Here is a 13,853-nt window from a genome sequence, read left to right as displayed (position 1 = left end):
TTCCTTAAAGATTAAACAAATCAAGCTCGCGCTCGCGGGCGGCTTTAGCATTAACGGCCTGTAGCGTTCTGGCGCGCGCCTCTTTCCAATCGGTCAGGGAACGGACGGAAGAATCAGCGGCCTGATAAGCCGGATAGGTTACGGGGCTGACGTCATAGAGCCGCCCCACTTTTGTGATTTCGCGGATGATCACGCCGTCGTCGTCTTCGTACCAGTTATCTCCACCTGGCGCGACGCGGAACGCGAAGGAAGACTGTGTAATATCGCCCCGCTGCATTGGGGCAATAACCAGATCACGGATAGTTGGCGTTTCGGGCGCGATGATGTCGTAATGCAGCCCGCGGTCATCGACCGTCAGCGTCATGGTTGCGGCAGCGGTTCGCCCGAGCACAAAGTTGGCGTCATGGTTAAACAGCCCGCGCACGTCGTCGCCCAGGACTTCATCGAAAGCGCCTGGCCGAATAATTTCGCGGAATCCCCACATTGACTCTGACAGCACATCGAACACCGAGCCATAGCCCACGATATGCGTCACGTTATCGCGCTGCTCGGCGCGAATTTCTCCGCTGTAGCTGCGTAACTCTTTATTCATTTTTTTTATCCGTTTCGTCGTCTTTTTCAGGGTTCAACTGACTGGCGGCGTTAACGCTTATCAGCATTTCGTCGAGACCTTTAACCGGGTTGAGGTGTTCAAGCACGCGCACTTCGTTGCGACTCATCCAGCCGTCGGTTATTGCGTAGTGATAAAACGAAGCGCGCTCTTTTGCGGTACCGCGCAACAGACCGGCCAGATCAAAGCGGGTGTAATAACCCGCGCGCAGCTCTGCGCTGGTAAACAGGCGGCGGTTAAGCTCCTGCTCCCAATTAACAACCCAGGGCATAATCGTGTAGCGCACAAACTGGATCGCTTGTTCGCTGATATTCGAAAAAGTGGCTTTTTCGAGGTCGTTAATCATGTGCGCTGGCACGTTGAAAATGCTGGCGATAAGGGAGCGGTTAAGTTTCATCATGTCGATAATTTGCATATCGACCGGCGAAACCGTCAGGGCTTTGTAATCGAGGTCGGCGGGCAGCAGCATTGTTTTATTTTCAGCCTTGCGCAGTGCTGCCGCGGCTTTCTGCCACATCTCTTTAAGTTTTTTAAAAGCATCAGATGACAGTTCGCCCTTCACCGTCACAATCCCCGCTGGCCGGGCATTCCCCTGGAAAAACGAGTTAACGTAATCCTGTCCGGCCAGGCCCATACCGATTGTCTGCGCGTGCTGCATAACCGGACTGATGCCCATTTTTTCGTTATTGCCCAGGGCGCGGATATGGATCATGTCGTAGGGGCTGACAGCATAACTGCCGTACTCGTTATACACGCCGTAGGTGTAGCGGCCTCCGCGATCAATCAGGCTGGTTTCCCACGGCATGACGGCTTCCAGCGTTTTAAGCTGGCCTTTCCGGTCACGCTTCACCCACGTGTAACCATTGCCCCAGCCCAAAATATGACGCTGTTTCAGCTCGCGCCATTTGTAGCTCGTTTGCCAGAAATTTGGCTCACAGGAAAGCAGATACCAGGCTGGATGATCTGTAGCTGGCATAACCTCTTTGTCGGTTTTGCGCAGCACGTAAAGCGGCATCTGCGCAATGTTGGACGACAACACATAAATACAGGCGTACACCGCTGCCAGTTTCATCGCAGTTTCCGGCGTGACCGTTAAAGTGCGGATCACATCCAGATCGCCTATTTCTGATGTTATCGGGTTCGCGGGGTTTTCCGGGTTGCCATATTCACTTCGAAATAACGCATCAAGAAACACGTTTCCCCCTCGCCGCTGCCAGCAGCGCGCCAGCCAGCAGCAGCCCGCCTGAGAACATTAGCGCGGGTGCCAGACCAAATTGCATGTAAAAGCCAGACGTCAGCAGGCCGAAGCCAGCGAGCCCCAGCACATCCAAAAATAGTGATTTCATAGAGTTAAAAAATCTTCGTCCGGGTCGAGTTGAGAAAGGGCATCAGAAGGTTCAACAATCATGCTGCGGCCAATCGCCATAATCAGGCCGACGGCGCCATCAATCTTGTTTTCGTTACCCTGCTTAATCGGGCGCACAACATCGTCATCGCCAGGGATGTGTTTGCCTATAACGTTGCTGATACACCAGGTTAAAACGGGGTTTCCGTCGTGATGGAAGCGCCCGGCCTCGATAGCGGCTTCAAGCTCTTTCATTGGATCGGACATGTTGCTGTAGTTCTGCGTGATGGTTATCGGGCTTAACCCTTCATCAGCAAGATGATGAGAAAGGTTTGTGGCGCCGTGGGGGTCGATTGGCGATTCATCAACGGCATTTAGGCGGTTCGCCTCTTTTGCCGCTTCGAGAATATCGCGATAGTCGATTTCTGCGCCGTCCGTTACAGTGATAAAACCTGCATCAACCCACTTTTTGTAGCGCTCTGCGGTGCGCTGGTCGCCAGTATCAGCGCTAAAAATCGTGTCGTAGGGCACAAAGAATTTTGGCGCAATGCAGTAATAATGCGTCTTGCCGTCAATTTTACGGGTGAACAACCGGATCATGCAGTTGAGGTCAAGCTTGCGGGCCAGGTCAAAGCCCAGCACGCAGGTATGCCCCTCGAAGCGTTCCAGCGTCAGCGAGCTGTCAGCGCACTTTTGCCAGTTAACCAAGTTGAAAAATGCCTCTTTCGCGGCAACCCATATATTCAGGTGTTTTGTCTTAAACACCCCCACCTTGCGCGGGTTGTTAATCGCAGCGCGCTGCTGGGAAAGCAGGTACTCGCTGAAAACAGAGATCCCCATATTGGGGTTCGCCTTGCGCAGCACCGCCGGGTCCGTCCAGTCGTCGCCGTCGTCAACGGTATAGATAATCCCGAACAGTTCGTCATTAGGCACGATGCCTTCCAGCATTTCGATAACTTCACGACGCTTGTCGTAACACGGCCCCTCGATGTTATACCCGGACGTCGTTATGCCAAAAATCAGCGGCTGGCGGCGGGCGCCCATACCCGTCTGCATAGTCGAATAAAGGGCATCGCTCTGATGTTCGTGATATTCGTCGATCAGGGCACAACTGGGTGAGGCACCGTCGCCCGGGTCGCCAATAAGTGGTTCAAACCGGGCGCCATCCTCCGGGCGGCTCATGCTTTGCGCATGCACCTCAATGCCGAAGGCCTCGCGTAGCGGCTCGGTGCGCTGCGCCATCAGGCGGGCGGGTCTGAAAACCTCCCATGCCTGCTTTTCGGTCGTGGCGCCGGAATATACCTCCGCGCCAAATTCATCGTCAGCAGCGAACATGTAAAGGCCCACCCCCGCAGACATTGCCGATTTACCGTTTTTCCGGGGGATCTCGTTGTAGGCCTCGCGAAAACGGCGGTAACCGGTTTTTTTATGCACCCAGCCAAATACGGCGCAGATAGAAAATAACTGCCACGGCTCCAGCGTGATCGGCATCCGCTTGAATGCCCACTCCCCTTTTGTGTGCGGCAGCAACTGGATAAATTTCGCCACCTTCTCGGCGCGGTCTTTATCAAATTTATACGGGTAATTTTTTTTTGTGGCTTTATCCAAATCGTCGAGGTGACGCTGGCAGGCCAGCACAACATATCTGCAAACCGGTATCTTTCCGCGCACCACGTCGCGGGCATACTGATTTGCGGCGTTGACGTTTGCGTAAGTTTTCCGAGTCATAGGTTTTTAAACGGGTTATCGCTCCCCTGCTTAGGAGTTATCAATCGCTGGCGGCTGGCAGGATCCAGACCCAGCAAACTGCCAAACGTCACCATTTGACGGGCGGCCTCGTTTGCGGCCGTCAGCGCAGGATTTTTCTTCGGACCTGCTTCGGTCTCTACGGTGATGCCGACCCGCATAACTTCAAGCTGTGATTCGTGCCAGTTACGAAACGCCGCGCAGAACGCCACGACGTTATGCAGATCCGTAACGTAAAGCACACGCTGGGCGCACAGCTCATGAATAACGGTTTCCCACATCTGCCGCGCGGTATCGTCGAACCACTCCGGAGGATCGGCGTGGGTGATAGGTGTGAATTTTGGTTCGAGCTTGTTTAAAGCGCGTTTGCCGGGGTTGCCTGCCAGCTCCTTGCGGGCAGTTGGCTTTGGTTTACGGCCTCGCCCTGGCACAGAAGATTTTCCCGACATGTCAAATCCTGAAATTTTTAATTTCGCGGGTGCAAAAAAACGACCAAGCGGGCCGTCTGGCGCGGCGCGGCCTGCAGAGATTCGATCCCCCCCTCCCCCGAGGGCCGACAAATGCGAATCAATCCTATTTAAAATGGCCATTTAGCCGTCCAAATGGACGCGCGCAATGGGAATTGTCACCATGCGTTACTAGCCTTTACGGCGGGGCTTCATCCTCTCTCTCGCCGTTTTGTGGCGGTGGCATGGGGTGCACAGCGACTGCAGGTTATCGAGCATGTCTGTACCGCCGTGGGCCACCGCTATGATGTGATCCACTTCATTGGCTGGTACTGCGCGGCCGTCAGCCAGGCACAGCACACAAAGCCCGCGGTCTCGCTGCAGGGCAGCAGTTCGAAGTTTCTGCCATTTCGTCCCGTAGGGGTTTGGTCCGTTCTTGTTAGCGTTGCGGTACCGTGTCCAGCCTGCGCCCTTGTGCGCTTCACAATAGCCGCTACGGTCGCTTACCAGCGCGCGGCAGCCATGCACGCGGCACGGTGTGGGAGTTCGTGCTGGCATTAAATAACCATCCTTTTAATGATTTTTTGTGTTGGGGCCATTAACACGAGGAGAAATGTCGTGAATATAGAGTGCCTGCTGCACAGTTAGCCCGAAATTTAGGGCATATAGCAATGCGGAGCAATTCGAAATGCTGGGTTTGCGAGAGATGCCAGCCTGCAGAACAGTAGATGTTTTAGCCTGCGATTTTTATACAATGCTTAACGCTGGAGAAGTTTGGTACCTTACGCTCACGCCAGTCTATTGGCTGATTCTGGTTTCATGTTGTTCAGCAAGAAACCGTGCCTGTAGTTTGTCCCAGTTCTTCCTAGCCATTGCCCTTGCCTCATTTTTTACGTCAGAAGGCAATTATCCTGCAGTGTATATATGATTATTTTCCCGAATAGAGGCCATCGGGACACGGGTAAATACATTAGGCTCAGTTGTTTTATGTATGTAAAAAACCGCCCGGAGGCGGTCTAAAGGGGAAGCTTACGTCATGATGAGAAGCTATTTATTTTGCAACTGCTTTAATGATAGCTTTCATGTTCTTAGCACTAACTTTTAATATTTTCTTTTGAACTCTGGACCAAACCCTATTAACAAGCAAGTCACCTGAAAGATTTAAATCATTTGTTAAAATAGAATGTATAGCTTGTTCGCTTGTGAGGCGAACATTTACAACTAAAAAAATATAAACATCGGTATATACATCCCAACCTATCGGCCTAAAGAGTAAATGACCCCCGGTTTCAGAATTCCTATAATTTCCGGCATTTACTCCATTCATAACAACACTAAAAAGTTCAGGACATCCCTCAAAAGTTCTTCTATAGAAAGATGCCACAAAATCATACACCTCCTCATTATCTCTATATCGATAGCGTTCAAGTTCTGATTCTTTAACTCCAAGTTTTAAAGCCACCAATTTCTGAACGTTATCGTAGATATTAACTATGGACGTGATACTTGTTTTATCTCTTACAGGGCCAGTATTGAAAGAAATAACTTCTTCATTAAAAAATTCAAATTCGTCAGACTCAATTAATTTCCTTGTGATACAAGCTGAAATATCATCCTCATCCAAGGCGATAATTGTGTCCTTGCTAACAAGCTTGGCTTTTTTATTTAAAGTAGTAAATAAACGACGTGACTTAATAATTCCGGTTGGTGTATTTCTATGAGCAACAATTATGACATTTATTAATTCATTACTAATATCGTCGCTTTTATCTATAGCGGCTTTTATACCAGCAAGACGGTGTTGACCATCCAGTGCAAAAAGTTTTTCCTCACCAGTGATTGACAAAAAACCAAGGCAATTCTTTGCATACTCTGGGAGATTTATTAACGCAGCTTCTTCGGTATTCGGTTCGAAGCCCCCAACTTCGTGCCAATTGGGATCTCCGTCGTAAACAGCCACCACTAGAGAATTAAAGAATCTATCCTCATCCTGAAGAAGATATTCAGCAATTTCAGCTGGCCGCCCGTTCCCTAATTCCCGCTGAATATTGTCAGATAATTTATTTATTCTGTGTAATTCGTGAGCAAAACCTATTAATTTTGCCGCATCATTGAGACGCATTAAACAGGTATAGGTAGTCCAACTGCCAAGATAACCTCTTAGACAAGGAAGAACTAAACGTTTATTCATGCTAATCTCACCCCTCTCAAATAGCTGCGCATTTCAGCGGTAAAATCACGTTGGCAGCAGGGTGGTGAAAATATATTCGCCAATGTAGATTCTACTTCGCCGGTCGATTCCCCATTAGGAATGGTTGCGTAATAATAATATAAATGGTCAGAGAACAATTGAATCATTTTTTCAATTCTAGGTCTATCCCTGTAACCGGATGGGCGCACATAATCTCTGAAACGAGTAGATATTGTATTATTCGAACCAATATCCCCAGCCTTACCAACATACATTACATATGAATTTTCAGGAAGATTACTATTCTGAAAACTGACCATGAACATATAGACCCCCTGTTCCAGAGGGAAATCATGTGTCGCATGTTCACTATACTTCACTCGCGTCCATGTGAGAGATGGCAACTCATTGGCATATGCAAAAAATGGGGGGCAAAGAGCAAATGGAAAGCTCTCTTTATAAAAAGCTATAAGGGCTTCTCGTTGATAGATTAGTGGAAGTGCAGCGAAAGCATTATCCATTTCATTATTGAGATTGATCATTTTCCATACATATAAAGGGCTTTTAAAAAATGGAAAGTCTCAAAAAAACTCAACAAAGTCAATATGAAAAGTAAGTAATAGCGGTCTATATCAATAAAATATTGAGTTATCCTTTCCATCGAGATGTGATTTCGCGAATGTCGATATGCGTGAACGAGCTGTAGCGCCCGATGCCGTATTTATTCGGGTATTGGCTTTCGAAATAATCAGCGACTACCGACGGGGTAAAACCAGCCACTTTGATATCAGCGGCAATGCCCTGCAGGTGCTGACTGTAGGGTACGCCACCGACTTCTGCATTATGCTTTGCGCAGCGGCAGGCGCAGGCCAACGTAATAGCAGCGCCGAAGTGCTTGCGCGCCGTTTCCAGTACGTCCAGCAGTTCGACGTCTACAGCAGTGAAACCACAACCACATTTGCACGCGAACTCTTTACGATCGAAATGCGGGGAAACGTTACCCATTTTTATTTTCTCCGTTAAAACGATTTTTATGCGAATCCCATGCACCGAGCACAGCCGCGCGGATTCTGTCTGCACCCACGAAACCCACAAGCATGCCGACGATCGGCATCCATTCTTCATGCAACCCGGTTTTGCGCATGACCGCCAAAATACTGAGTGTGATAGCGATAGCGAGAAACGCGGCAAATATCGACGCCGACCACCCGGCACCATCCTTTAACGCTGACCAAAGAGCCGCGAAGAAAGCTGTAATACTACCCCAGGTCGCATAGGGATGGCTCGCAAGCCACGCCAGGGCAGCCGCAAGCCACCCCATGAGGCTGGGTTCTTTTTCAACCATATTTTTGCCTTACCCAGGCGGGTATAAAGATTTTTTATGAATGTATTAACCATTATTTATCAATCTGATAGTGGTTAAATTCGGGTCACGATTAATTACAAAATCCTGTAATTTATCGGCGTAATGTTTCCCTTGTTAACTGTTCAGCTAATAAGGAAATTTTATGTCATGGAAAAAACATCAGGCCGTTTCATATGCTCGCAGCCACGCTCATCATGAAAGCGGGGGTTATTGCGCCCGCGCGGTAGCGGCTGCGATACGCGCTGGCGGATTGCAAATTGAAGGCGCAGACGCTAAAGAATTTTGGCGTTCTCTCGAAAAGGCGGGGTTTAGCAAAGCCTACGGCACACTCATTGAGGGAGATGTCGCTGTGATTGATGCGCTCCCCGGTGAAAACCAGCATGGGCATGCATGCATTTACGACGGCTCCGGCACCTGGTATTCAGATTTCAAACAAAGAACTCTTTACCCTGGTCCGACGTACCGAAAACTTCAGCCAAAAATCACAATTTACAGGCATCCGTAATGAAGAAAATATTACTTTTACTCTGCATGGTGTCGGCTGTTGCTAATGCGAAACCTCCCGGACCTGCTGAGCAGGCGGTGAAGTTCAATAAATGGTATGTAAGCCAGATCGCAAAAGACATCTACCCAATCATTGACGGTCGCGAGATTGATAAATACGTCACAGCATCAACAATGAAAAAACTTCGTCATACTCAGGATCCTGGGTATGGAGAAGAAAGTGACGTATTTTACGATGCTGATTTGTTTTTAAAGGCCCAGGATATTCGTGATGACTGGTCCGTGAATGTCGCCGCTATCGCAGTAGATACCGACCCGGTTTGCGTGAACGTTTACATCGCGTTCGGCAAGAAACAGGAGCATGTTGTCGTTGACTGCATGGTCAAAGAAAACGAGGCGTGGAAAGTGCAATCAGTTACAGCTGCACAGTACACGCGAAATGTTACTGGCGACAAATGATCGACGATATGACAGGGGTACTGATGCAATGCATCTTTGCGAATACCCCTGCCGTATCGCCGGAAAGCAAAAACCCCGCGTCGGCGGGGTTCTCGTTATGTTCAAATTGTTCGCTTATCTTCGCTGCCGTGCGGCGCAGCTCTGCCAAGCATGAATGGATTATCGAACTTTCTGGGTGGAATTCAAGTTTTTCACGTTAGATAGGCACAATTAGCTCATTATGAGTGATTTTTCGCCGACAGATAGACCTTTGCTCTGAATATCTGCAGGCACCACTTCACGCGTTCGCGCGCCATTTCCGGGCTCAGCCACGGGGCAATTCGCTGTAGCTCCCGTGTCAGGTCTGAAATCTTCTTGCGCGTGGTGTAGTAGTCCCGGCCGATAACGTAAACCGGATCGTCACCCGCGAACGCCTGCAGCACGCAGTGCTCCACAAAATCCACGTCGTCATTTTCCAGCGCTGTATCAATGATGCTGACCGGCGGTGCTGGCCAGAGAATAGCGTGCGCCCGGTTCATGGCATGCTGCCCGCGCAATCCCTCCGCCCGCGCCTGACTCAGCGCGGCGGTGAAACGCTCGAGCGCAGCATCAGACCAGCGCCGTCCTTTACTGAAGCGCCAGCATGCCTGCGCGCGGGGTTTTCGTGGTGCCAGACTGCCGCGCATACTGTCGCCCCAGACAGTTAGTAGAGACTTTATCCACGCTGACTGGATGCCGGTGAGCGGCGTAAAGCGGCCCAGGTAACTTTTGCGCGGCGCAGCTGCTGCAGCCTCGAGTGCCGACTGATGGGAGCGGCGTTGGCGTGTCGTGTTCATTCCTGCACTCCCAGTTCTGCGTTTACCTGCGCCAGCAGCTCCGCCTCAGTACCGTATTTCTGTTCCCAGGTCTTCCGCCCGGCGTGGATTGCAACGCCGTGGCCGCCGTGCTGATGATGAAGCGCGCAAAGAGGGATTACGTGATAATTGTCGGCACGAACGGCTAAGCCAGTGCCTTTACCGCAATGATGGATTTCAGCCGGGGTATCTTCATGTCCGATGTTTTTACAAACGATGCATCCCAGCGCAGCAACGCGGGCCAAGTGCTCATTTTCGGCTTTGGTTTTGTATGTGCTTTTTCTGCTCATGCCGCCGCCCTTTCATTCCAATATTCTGGAGTTGCCAAGGCTTCGGCGTTAACAGGTGCGAGATGGTTAGCAGGTGTGTTGGTTGATTCAGTTTGTGCCATGGTTAAGTCCCCTGGCACAGTTCTTACTCAGTCGCGAGTTGTTCAAGCTCGTAGTGATTATTATAAATCACTTACCGGATGGCTAAAAGAGCACGGAGTAAGCCCTGCGTGCTGTCGCGTTTCATCAAGAGCAGTCAATGAGGTAACAAACTCATCTGATCGTAATAAAAATCCGCCGCTAATCCGGCCGCTTTCAAGATAGATCAATACAGGGCCGGTATGCCCAGCTGCGCCGGGTATCACATCGTCAGAAATGTGCATGATATCTCCCGTTGGTAACAATAATACTGTATATAGTCACAGTATATGTACGTTGGAGATATCAGGTTAATTTAAAATTGCTTAGTTTATTAATTAGTAATACTTAAATTATCATTCATATCTATTAAAGCAACTAAATATATATAAAAAACAGATTCTTCAATATGTTATAGATATGTTTCTTTATGAATTAGTGCTTTTTTCAACGCTAAAATGTTTCGAAGATAAAAAACGCTAAAGCGGTTTATGTGTGTGTTAGTGAATGTTAGCTTTAATGAATTTCCAAGAAGTGGATGGTTCCTATCTTGTAGAATGCCTCAGAAATTACATAACCTACCAATTTTCACTCAGCCTACTTTTATTTTTTTGAAGCCCATCAATTTTTTTCTAAGTTTACAGATGGATACTAGGAAAGCACTGCAATTTAAAAAAGAGAGAAGGTCGTGAATAATATATCATACATTCCAATTCTTAAAACTAAACGTGCTGAGTTTTCAGCTTTAGAAAAGTTAGATAAATCTATATCCGGAAAAATAATTCCACTATTGGAAATAGAGCCGGTGCCAATTGATCCTGATACAGAGGTACCAGATAAAAGCTACAACGACATGCTTGTTGATTTTGGCAAGAAAACAGCGAAAGCTTGTGCCGAAATTAATATAATTTACCTTGATGGTCTTCTAATTGAGGAACGCTTCATTGACCCAAGTGATACCTACCCTATAGTAAATGCTATAAATCAGACACGAGCAGCAGGATTGAGAGTAATTCCGGTAACATCTCCAACTCGTAACTCTACGTATCGTAAAGCAATAGATAGTTTAGTTCAAGATGAAGTATGCCTCAGATTGACTACAACAGATTTGGCAAACCCGCAATTGATCACAGCTTATATAAACCATCTTGGCCTACCACTTTCTTCCATAGACATCGTCATTGATCTAAGGGACGATTTAACGGAAGAGAAGTTAAATTCTGGTGATCTATATACACTTGCCATGGGATTGGTAAATAACTTAAACGTTCTCAATGGCTACAGAAGCATAGTATTAGCCGGAGGATCATTCCCTACAGATTTAAGCAATATATCGGTTGGTTTGTATTCACAGCCACGTTTAGAGTGGCTTTTATGGCAAGACCTTCTTGCCGGCAACGAGTTAGCTCGAAAAGTAATTTATAGTGATTACGGAGTCCAACATCCAGATTTTAGTCGTTTATCAACACGTTTCCCTAGCGCTACAGCAAGTGTTCGTTATACAGGTGATAACGATTTTTGGGTTTTCAGAGGAAAGGTTGCCACCCGTTTTGGGTACGAGCAATACGGGAAACATAGCGAGGATATTGTTGCCCACCATGAATACCCAGGCCCAACATTTTGTGCCGGGGATGCTGATATAGAGGCTTACGCGAAAGAATATGCCGCATTTAAATCTTCACCTACAGGATCTTATAAATTTGGTAGTCCTGAAGTTTGGCGCCGGATTGGACAAAATCACCATATAACTAAAGTGGTTGATCAACTCGCCAGTCTTTACGGGCTTTAAGCTTAGCCCTCACAACATGCCGAAGCTCGCCAATTTCAATACAGTTGGCGAGCTTAGACCAAAGAATCCTTTTCGGCTTACTTTTCATCCCATGATGTTCACCAAAATCTTCTAAGACCGAAAGCAGTTCCTCTTTCCAAAGGAGCATACTCAAAGCAAGCTTATCAAGTTGAGGATTCAGTTTGCTGGTCCGAACAGTTCTGAGATGAATGCCTTGTCGAACCCCCTGAGTGACTTCTTTAATGCCCCACCACGCCGGCACAATGCTAAGTGCATCGCTTAAATGGCAATCCGAAACGATGAGAGTCACTTTATCCATAACAGAAGAGTAATGCTCTACCTGGGCGGGTAGTCTTAGGAGGTTGTCACTTTTACTCTTCAATTCGTAACCATGCATTATGCCATTGATGACAGCTATATCAGCTCTGCTGGCACCCAAACTCATAGTAAACTCATCAATTACAAGGGTATCAGGATCTCTATGATGTTCTCTAAGAATTTTAGCATGCACAGCTCTTCTAACGTCTATGTCTCTCATTTTGCTATATGTTCATTTCATTTAAAGCCCAATGATAGACATTTTATAGCACAATTCCATAGAAAGCCATGTGATCCAGCGCTATATATGAAAGCAAACGAAGAGTGGCTATTTTTTAGACACACCTCATTGATAAGGTTCAATTTATATTAAATAGACCAAATACTTTAAACAAACGACAAGACAAAAGTAATATTATCTATTAAACATAATGCTCGCGGGGTTACCACCCCACGCATATTAAAATCAAACTAAATGCCATCACAATACTACATCATCATCAAAATCTTTATCATTCAATGGATACTCCCGTTCTAACTCTTCTTCAAATTTGCAAACGAATTCTAAAATACCTGAAGAAAGGTCATTAAGAAGCTCTTTAGTTATGTGCACTACCACACCATCTGTATTCTTTCCAGCGCGATGAACAATATCGTGGCGAGTCTGAATAGCTTTCATAATTAATGCAGGATTGGGAATTGTTATATTCAACCCAAATTCAATAATCGGTTTAAGTTTATCAAGACGATGCCAAACAACTTTGCTCGTCAAATAGTTTAACATTTCAACGGGAAATGAATCGACATTCAATAGCACATCGAATAATTTATATTTTTTTTCTGAGAAATCATCAATTTTAGAAGCAATTCTATACAGGGTTTGAACGTTTTCACGGGCCCAATATAAAACCACTTCTGATAAATATGCTTCAAAACAAGAAATCATCATCCCATATGCCATTTGATAAGCAAGTTTTTTGGAACCACTGATCTCATCTTGTTGATTCAAAAAAAGTTCTATTTCTTTTAGTGACTCTATAAGATTACTTCTGGCTTCCCACCGACTATTGGTATATACATTAAAATAGTCATCGTAGTCGGTTTCCTGGTTGTGATTAACTGGAGCCCATTCCGAACCATTCTCTCTTTCTAATTCGTATATAACTTCCTGAAGAGTATCTTCTGGTATAATTCCATCAAACCTTTTGAAGATCTCACTTTCCGCATTGTATGGCCCACCATGAATATATTGATGACCTCCCTCTCTTCCATTGTATGGAGTATCATTCGTTGGACTACAAAAACGGTCTGTAAACCACGCCTCGACAGCGTCATGCTGATCCTCTTTAGAAGCAGAGGTTAGCCATGTATCATCAAACTCAACCGGTCCATCCACTCTAAAAGCCATATCAAAAGCTTCATCTGGGAAATTACTTATATTACTGTAATCAATGTATCTATCATTCATGATTATTGTCTAAACCCTTATAAATTTTAGATGTCATTCGGCTTAGCTTCAAGCCGTGTTGCTCTTATTCTTGCATCAAGGTACGCAGGTAAAACTCCATCTTCAGTCCCTATAAGATAGGTTTTTCCATCGAACTCTGATGTATAAGAAACAATATGGTATTCGACTTTTTCATCTAATGCTTGTATCTCGACCTTAACATTACCGTTAAGGTCGGTAGCATGCATTCTGGTTTTTGTAACAATGAACAAGACACCCGAACCGTCATAGTCCTCGGAAACATCATCACCATCACGTCCATGGCCAAACAAAAGGATGTTACATAGTGGCATTCGTTTTTCCTCATAGTGTGCGCTACTTCTGTGTTTTTT

General features: G+C 46.7%; 19 protein-coding genes. 3 read left to right on the top strand and 16 right to left on the bottom strand.

Annotated features, from left to right (window positions below; genetic code table 11):
* Positions 1-4 precede the first annotated feature (4 nt).
* From FZF21_RS10590 to FZF21_RS10545, 10 genes are all read right to left on the bottom strand, one after another.
* Positions 5-592, bottom strand: coding sequence for an HK97 family phage prohead protease (locus tag FZF21_RS10590; protein ID WP_149121354.1), 588 nt, complete (start codon positions 590-592; stop codon positions 5-7).
* Complete coding sequence (locus FZF21_RS10585; protein ID WP_149121355.1) at positions 585-1,805, bottom strand: phage portal protein; 1,221 nt, start codon at positions 1,803-1,805, stop codon at positions 585-587. The genes FZF21_RS10590 and FZF21_RS10585 overlap by 8 nt, the downstream gene beginning before the upstream one ends.
* Entirely contained in the window at positions 1,795-1,956 is a 162-nt protein-coding gene (locus tag FZF21_RS10580; protein ID WP_165590720.1) for a hypothetical protein, read from the bottom strand. Before FZF21_RS10580 ends, FZF21_RS10585 begins: the two co-directional genes overlap by 11 nt.
* Entirely contained in the window at positions 1,953-3,683 is a 1,731-nt protein-coding gene (locus tag FZF21_RS10575) for a terminase large subunit (RefSeq protein ID WP_149121356.1), read from the bottom strand. The genes FZF21_RS10580 and FZF21_RS10575 overlap by 4 nt, the downstream gene beginning before the upstream one ends.
* On the bottom strand, positions 3,680-4,150 hold the full coding sequence (locus FZF21_RS10570; protein WP_058657231.1) for a phage terminase small subunit P27 family: 471 nt from the start codon (positions 4,148-4,150) through the stop codon (positions 3,680-3,682). The genes FZF21_RS10575 and FZF21_RS10570 overlap by 4 nt, the downstream gene beginning before the upstream one ends.
* Before the next feature lie 189 nt (positions 4,151-4,339).
* The gene (locus FZF21_RS10565) at positions 4,340-4,705 is read right to left on the bottom strand and encodes an HNH endonuclease signature motif containing protein (protein ID WP_149121357.1); all 366 of its coding nucleotides are present in this window, start codon (positions 4,703-4,705) and stop codon (positions 4,340-4,342) included.
* Between the two features lie 493 nt (positions 4,706-5,198).
* Entirely contained in the window at positions 5,199-6,338 is a 1,140-nt protein-coding gene (locus FZF21_RS10560) for a DNA sulfur modification protein DndB (protein WP_149121358.1), read from the bottom strand.
* Positions 6,335-6,880: a hypothetical protein gene (locus FZF21_RS10555; protein ID WP_149121359.1), complete on the bottom strand. Its 546-nt coding sequence runs from the start codon at positions 6,878-6,880 to the stop codon at positions 6,335-6,337. The genes FZF21_RS10560 and FZF21_RS10555 overlap by 4 nt, the downstream gene beginning before the upstream one ends.
* 106 nt (positions 6,881-6,986) lie before the next feature.
* Positions 6,987-7,343 carry a D-Ala-D-Ala carboxypeptidase family metallohydrolase gene (locus tag FZF21_RS10550; protein ID WP_149121360.1) on the bottom strand — a complete coding sequence of 119 codons (357 nt, stop codon included), beginning with the start codon at positions 7,341-7,343 and terminating at the stop codon, positions 6,987-6,989.
* A complete protein-coding gene (locus FZF21_RS10545; protein ID WP_149121361.1) occupies positions 7,336-7,683 on the bottom strand; it encodes a phage holin family protein in 348 nt (115 codons plus the stop codon). The genes FZF21_RS10550 and FZF21_RS10545 overlap by 8 nt, the downstream gene beginning before the upstream one ends.
* A 163-nt stretch (positions 7,684-7,846) precedes the next feature.
* On the opposite strand from FZF21_RS10545, the gene FZF21_RS10540 reads away from it, so the two are divergent.
* Both FZF21_RS10540 and FZF21_RS10535 read left to right on the top strand, forming a co-directional pair.
* A complete protein-coding gene (locus tag FZF21_RS10540) occupies positions 7,847-8,209 on the top strand; it encodes a CHAP domain-containing protein (RefSeq protein ID WP_149121362.1) in 363 nt (120 codons plus the stop codon).
* Positions 8,209-8,667, top strand: a complete 459-nt coding sequence (locus FZF21_RS10535) for a DUF3828 domain-containing protein (RefSeq protein WP_149121363.1) — start codon at positions 8,209-8,211, stop codon at positions 8,665-8,667. Before FZF21_RS10540 ends, FZF21_RS10535 begins: the two co-directional genes overlap by 1 nt.
* A gap of 218 nt (positions 8,668-8,885) precedes the next feature.
* Here the strand turns inward: FZF21_RS10535 and FZF21_RS10530 are convergent, their stop codons facing one another.
* From FZF21_RS10530 to FZF21_RS10520, 3 genes are all read right to left on the bottom strand, one after another.
* Positions 8,886-9,482: a hypothetical protein gene (locus tag FZF21_RS10530; protein WP_149121364.1), complete on the bottom strand. Its 597-nt coding sequence runs from the start codon at positions 9,480-9,482 to the stop codon at positions 8,886-8,888.
* Positions 9,479-9,790 (bottom strand): Ref family recombination enhancement nuclease, encoded by a 312-nt coding sequence (locus tag FZF21_RS10525; protein ID WP_149121365.1) that lies wholly within the window; start codon positions 9,788-9,790, stop codon positions 9,479-9,481. The genes FZF21_RS10530 and FZF21_RS10525 overlap by 4 nt, the downstream gene beginning before the upstream one ends.
* 161 nt (positions 9,791-9,951) lie before the next feature.
* Positions 9,952-10,152: a hypothetical protein gene (locus FZF21_RS10520; protein ID WP_072202087.1), complete on the bottom strand. Its 201-nt coding sequence runs from the start codon at positions 10,150-10,152 to the stop codon at positions 9,952-9,954.
* A 443-nt stretch (positions 10,153-10,595) separates the two neighbouring features.
* On the opposite strand from FZF21_RS10520, the gene FZF21_RS10515 reads away from it, so the two are divergent.
* Entirely contained in the window at positions 10,596-11,696 is a 1,101-nt protein-coding gene (locus FZF21_RS10515; RefSeq protein ID WP_072202088.1) for a beta family protein, read from the top strand.
* On the opposite strand, the gene FZF21_RS10510 is transcribed toward FZF21_RS10515, so the two are convergent.
* The 3 genes from FZF21_RS10510 to FZF21_RS10500 all read right to left on the bottom strand — a co-directional run bounded on the left by FZF21_RS10510 (position 11,656) and on the right by FZF21_RS10500 (position 13,814).
* Positions 11,656-12,234 (bottom strand): sce7726 family protein, encoded by a 579-nt coding sequence (locus FZF21_RS10510; protein WP_058657218.1) that lies wholly within the window; start codon positions 12,232-12,234, stop codon positions 11,656-11,658. The genes FZF21_RS10515 and FZF21_RS10510 overlap by 41 nt on opposite strands.
* 261 nt (positions 12,235-12,495) lie before the next feature.
* Complete coding sequence (locus FZF21_RS10505; protein WP_115469782.1) at positions 12,496-13,482, bottom strand: HEPN domain-containing protein; 987 nt, start codon at positions 13,480-13,482, stop codon at positions 12,496-12,498.
* 26 nt (positions 13,483-13,508) lie between these two features.
* Positions 13,509-13,814: a hypothetical protein gene (locus FZF21_RS10500; protein WP_058657213.1), complete on the bottom strand. Its 306-nt coding sequence runs from the start codon at positions 13,812-13,814 to the stop codon at positions 13,509-13,511.
* Between the last annotated feature and the right edge of the window lie 39 nt (positions 13,815-13,853).

Origin of the sequence: Enterobacter sp. LU1 (assembly GCF_008271405.2) — a bacterium.
Classification (GTDB): Bacteria; Pseudomonadota; Gammaproteobacteria; order Enterobacterales; family Enterobacteriaceae; genus Enterobacter; species Enterobacter hormaechei_C.
This window is presented reverse-complemented; position numbering and strand designations above follow the sequence as displayed.

Bases quoted from the DNA above. Each gene is read 5' to 3' on its own strand.
- FZF21_RS10505 (WP_115469782.1), bottom strand. From the start codon at position 13,482: ATGAATGATAGATACATTGATTACAGTAATATAAGTAATTTCCCAGAT.
- FZF21_RS10500 (WP_058657213.1), bottom strand. From the start codon at position 13,814: ATGCCACTATGTAACATCCTTTTGTTTGGCCATGGACGTGATGGTGAT.
- FZF21_RS10540 (WP_149121362.1), top strand. From the start codon at position 7,847: ATGTCATGGAAAAAACATCAGGCCGTTTCATATGCTCGCAGCCACGCT.
- FZF21_RS10535 (WP_149121363.1), top strand. From the start codon at position 8,209: ATGAAGAAAATATTACTTTTACTCTGCATGGTGTCGGCTGTTGCTAAT.
- FZF21_RS10580 (WP_165590720.1), bottom strand. From the start codon at position 1,956: ATGAAATCACTATTTTTGGATGTGCTGGGGCTCGCTGGCTTCGGCCTG.
- FZF21_RS10560 (WP_149121358.1), bottom strand. From the start codon at position 6,338: ATGAATAAACGTTTAGTTCTTCCTTGTCTAAGAGGTTATCTTGGCAGT.
- FZF21_RS10510 (WP_058657218.1), bottom strand. From the start codon at position 12,234: ATGAGAGACATAGACGTTAGAAGAGCTGTGCATGCTAAAATTCTTAGA.
- FZF21_RS10545 (WP_149121361.1), bottom strand. From the start codon at position 7,683: ATGGTTGAAAAAGAACCCAGCCTCATGGGGTGGCTTGCGGCTGCCCTG.
- FZF21_RS10590 (WP_149121354.1), bottom strand. From the start codon at position 592: ATGAATAAAGAGTTACGCAGCTACAGCGGAGAAATTCGCGCCGAGCAG.
- FZF21_RS10575 (WP_149121356.1), bottom strand. From the start codon at position 3,683: ATGACTCGGAAAACTTACGCAAACGTCAACGCCGCAAATCAGTATGCC.
- FZF21_RS10525 (WP_149121365.1), bottom strand. From the start codon at position 9,790: ATGAGCAGAAAAAGCACATACAAAACCAAAGCCGAAAATGAGCACTTG.
- FZF21_RS10570 (WP_058657231.1), bottom strand. From the start codon at position 4,150: ATGTCGGGAAAATCTTCTGTGCCAGGGCGAGGCCGTAAACCAAAGCCA.
- FZF21_RS10520 (WP_072202087.1), bottom strand. From the start codon at position 10,152: ATGCACATTTCTGACGATGTGATACCCGGCGCAGCTGGGCATACCGGC.
- FZF21_RS10555 (WP_149121359.1), bottom strand. From the start codon at position 6,880: ATGATCAATCTCAATAATGAAATGGATAATGCTTTCGCTGCACTTCCA.
- FZF21_RS10530 (WP_149121364.1), bottom strand. From the start codon at position 9,482: ATGAACACGACACGCCAACGCCGCTCCCATCAGTCGGCACTCGAGGCT.
- FZF21_RS10565 (WP_149121357.1), bottom strand. From the start codon at position 4,705: ATGCCAGCACGAACTCCCACACCGTGCCGCGTGCATGGCTGCCGCGCG.
- FZF21_RS10550 (WP_149121360.1), bottom strand. From the start codon at position 7,343: ATGGGTAACGTTTCCCCGCATTTCGATCGTAAAGAGTTCGCGTGCAAA.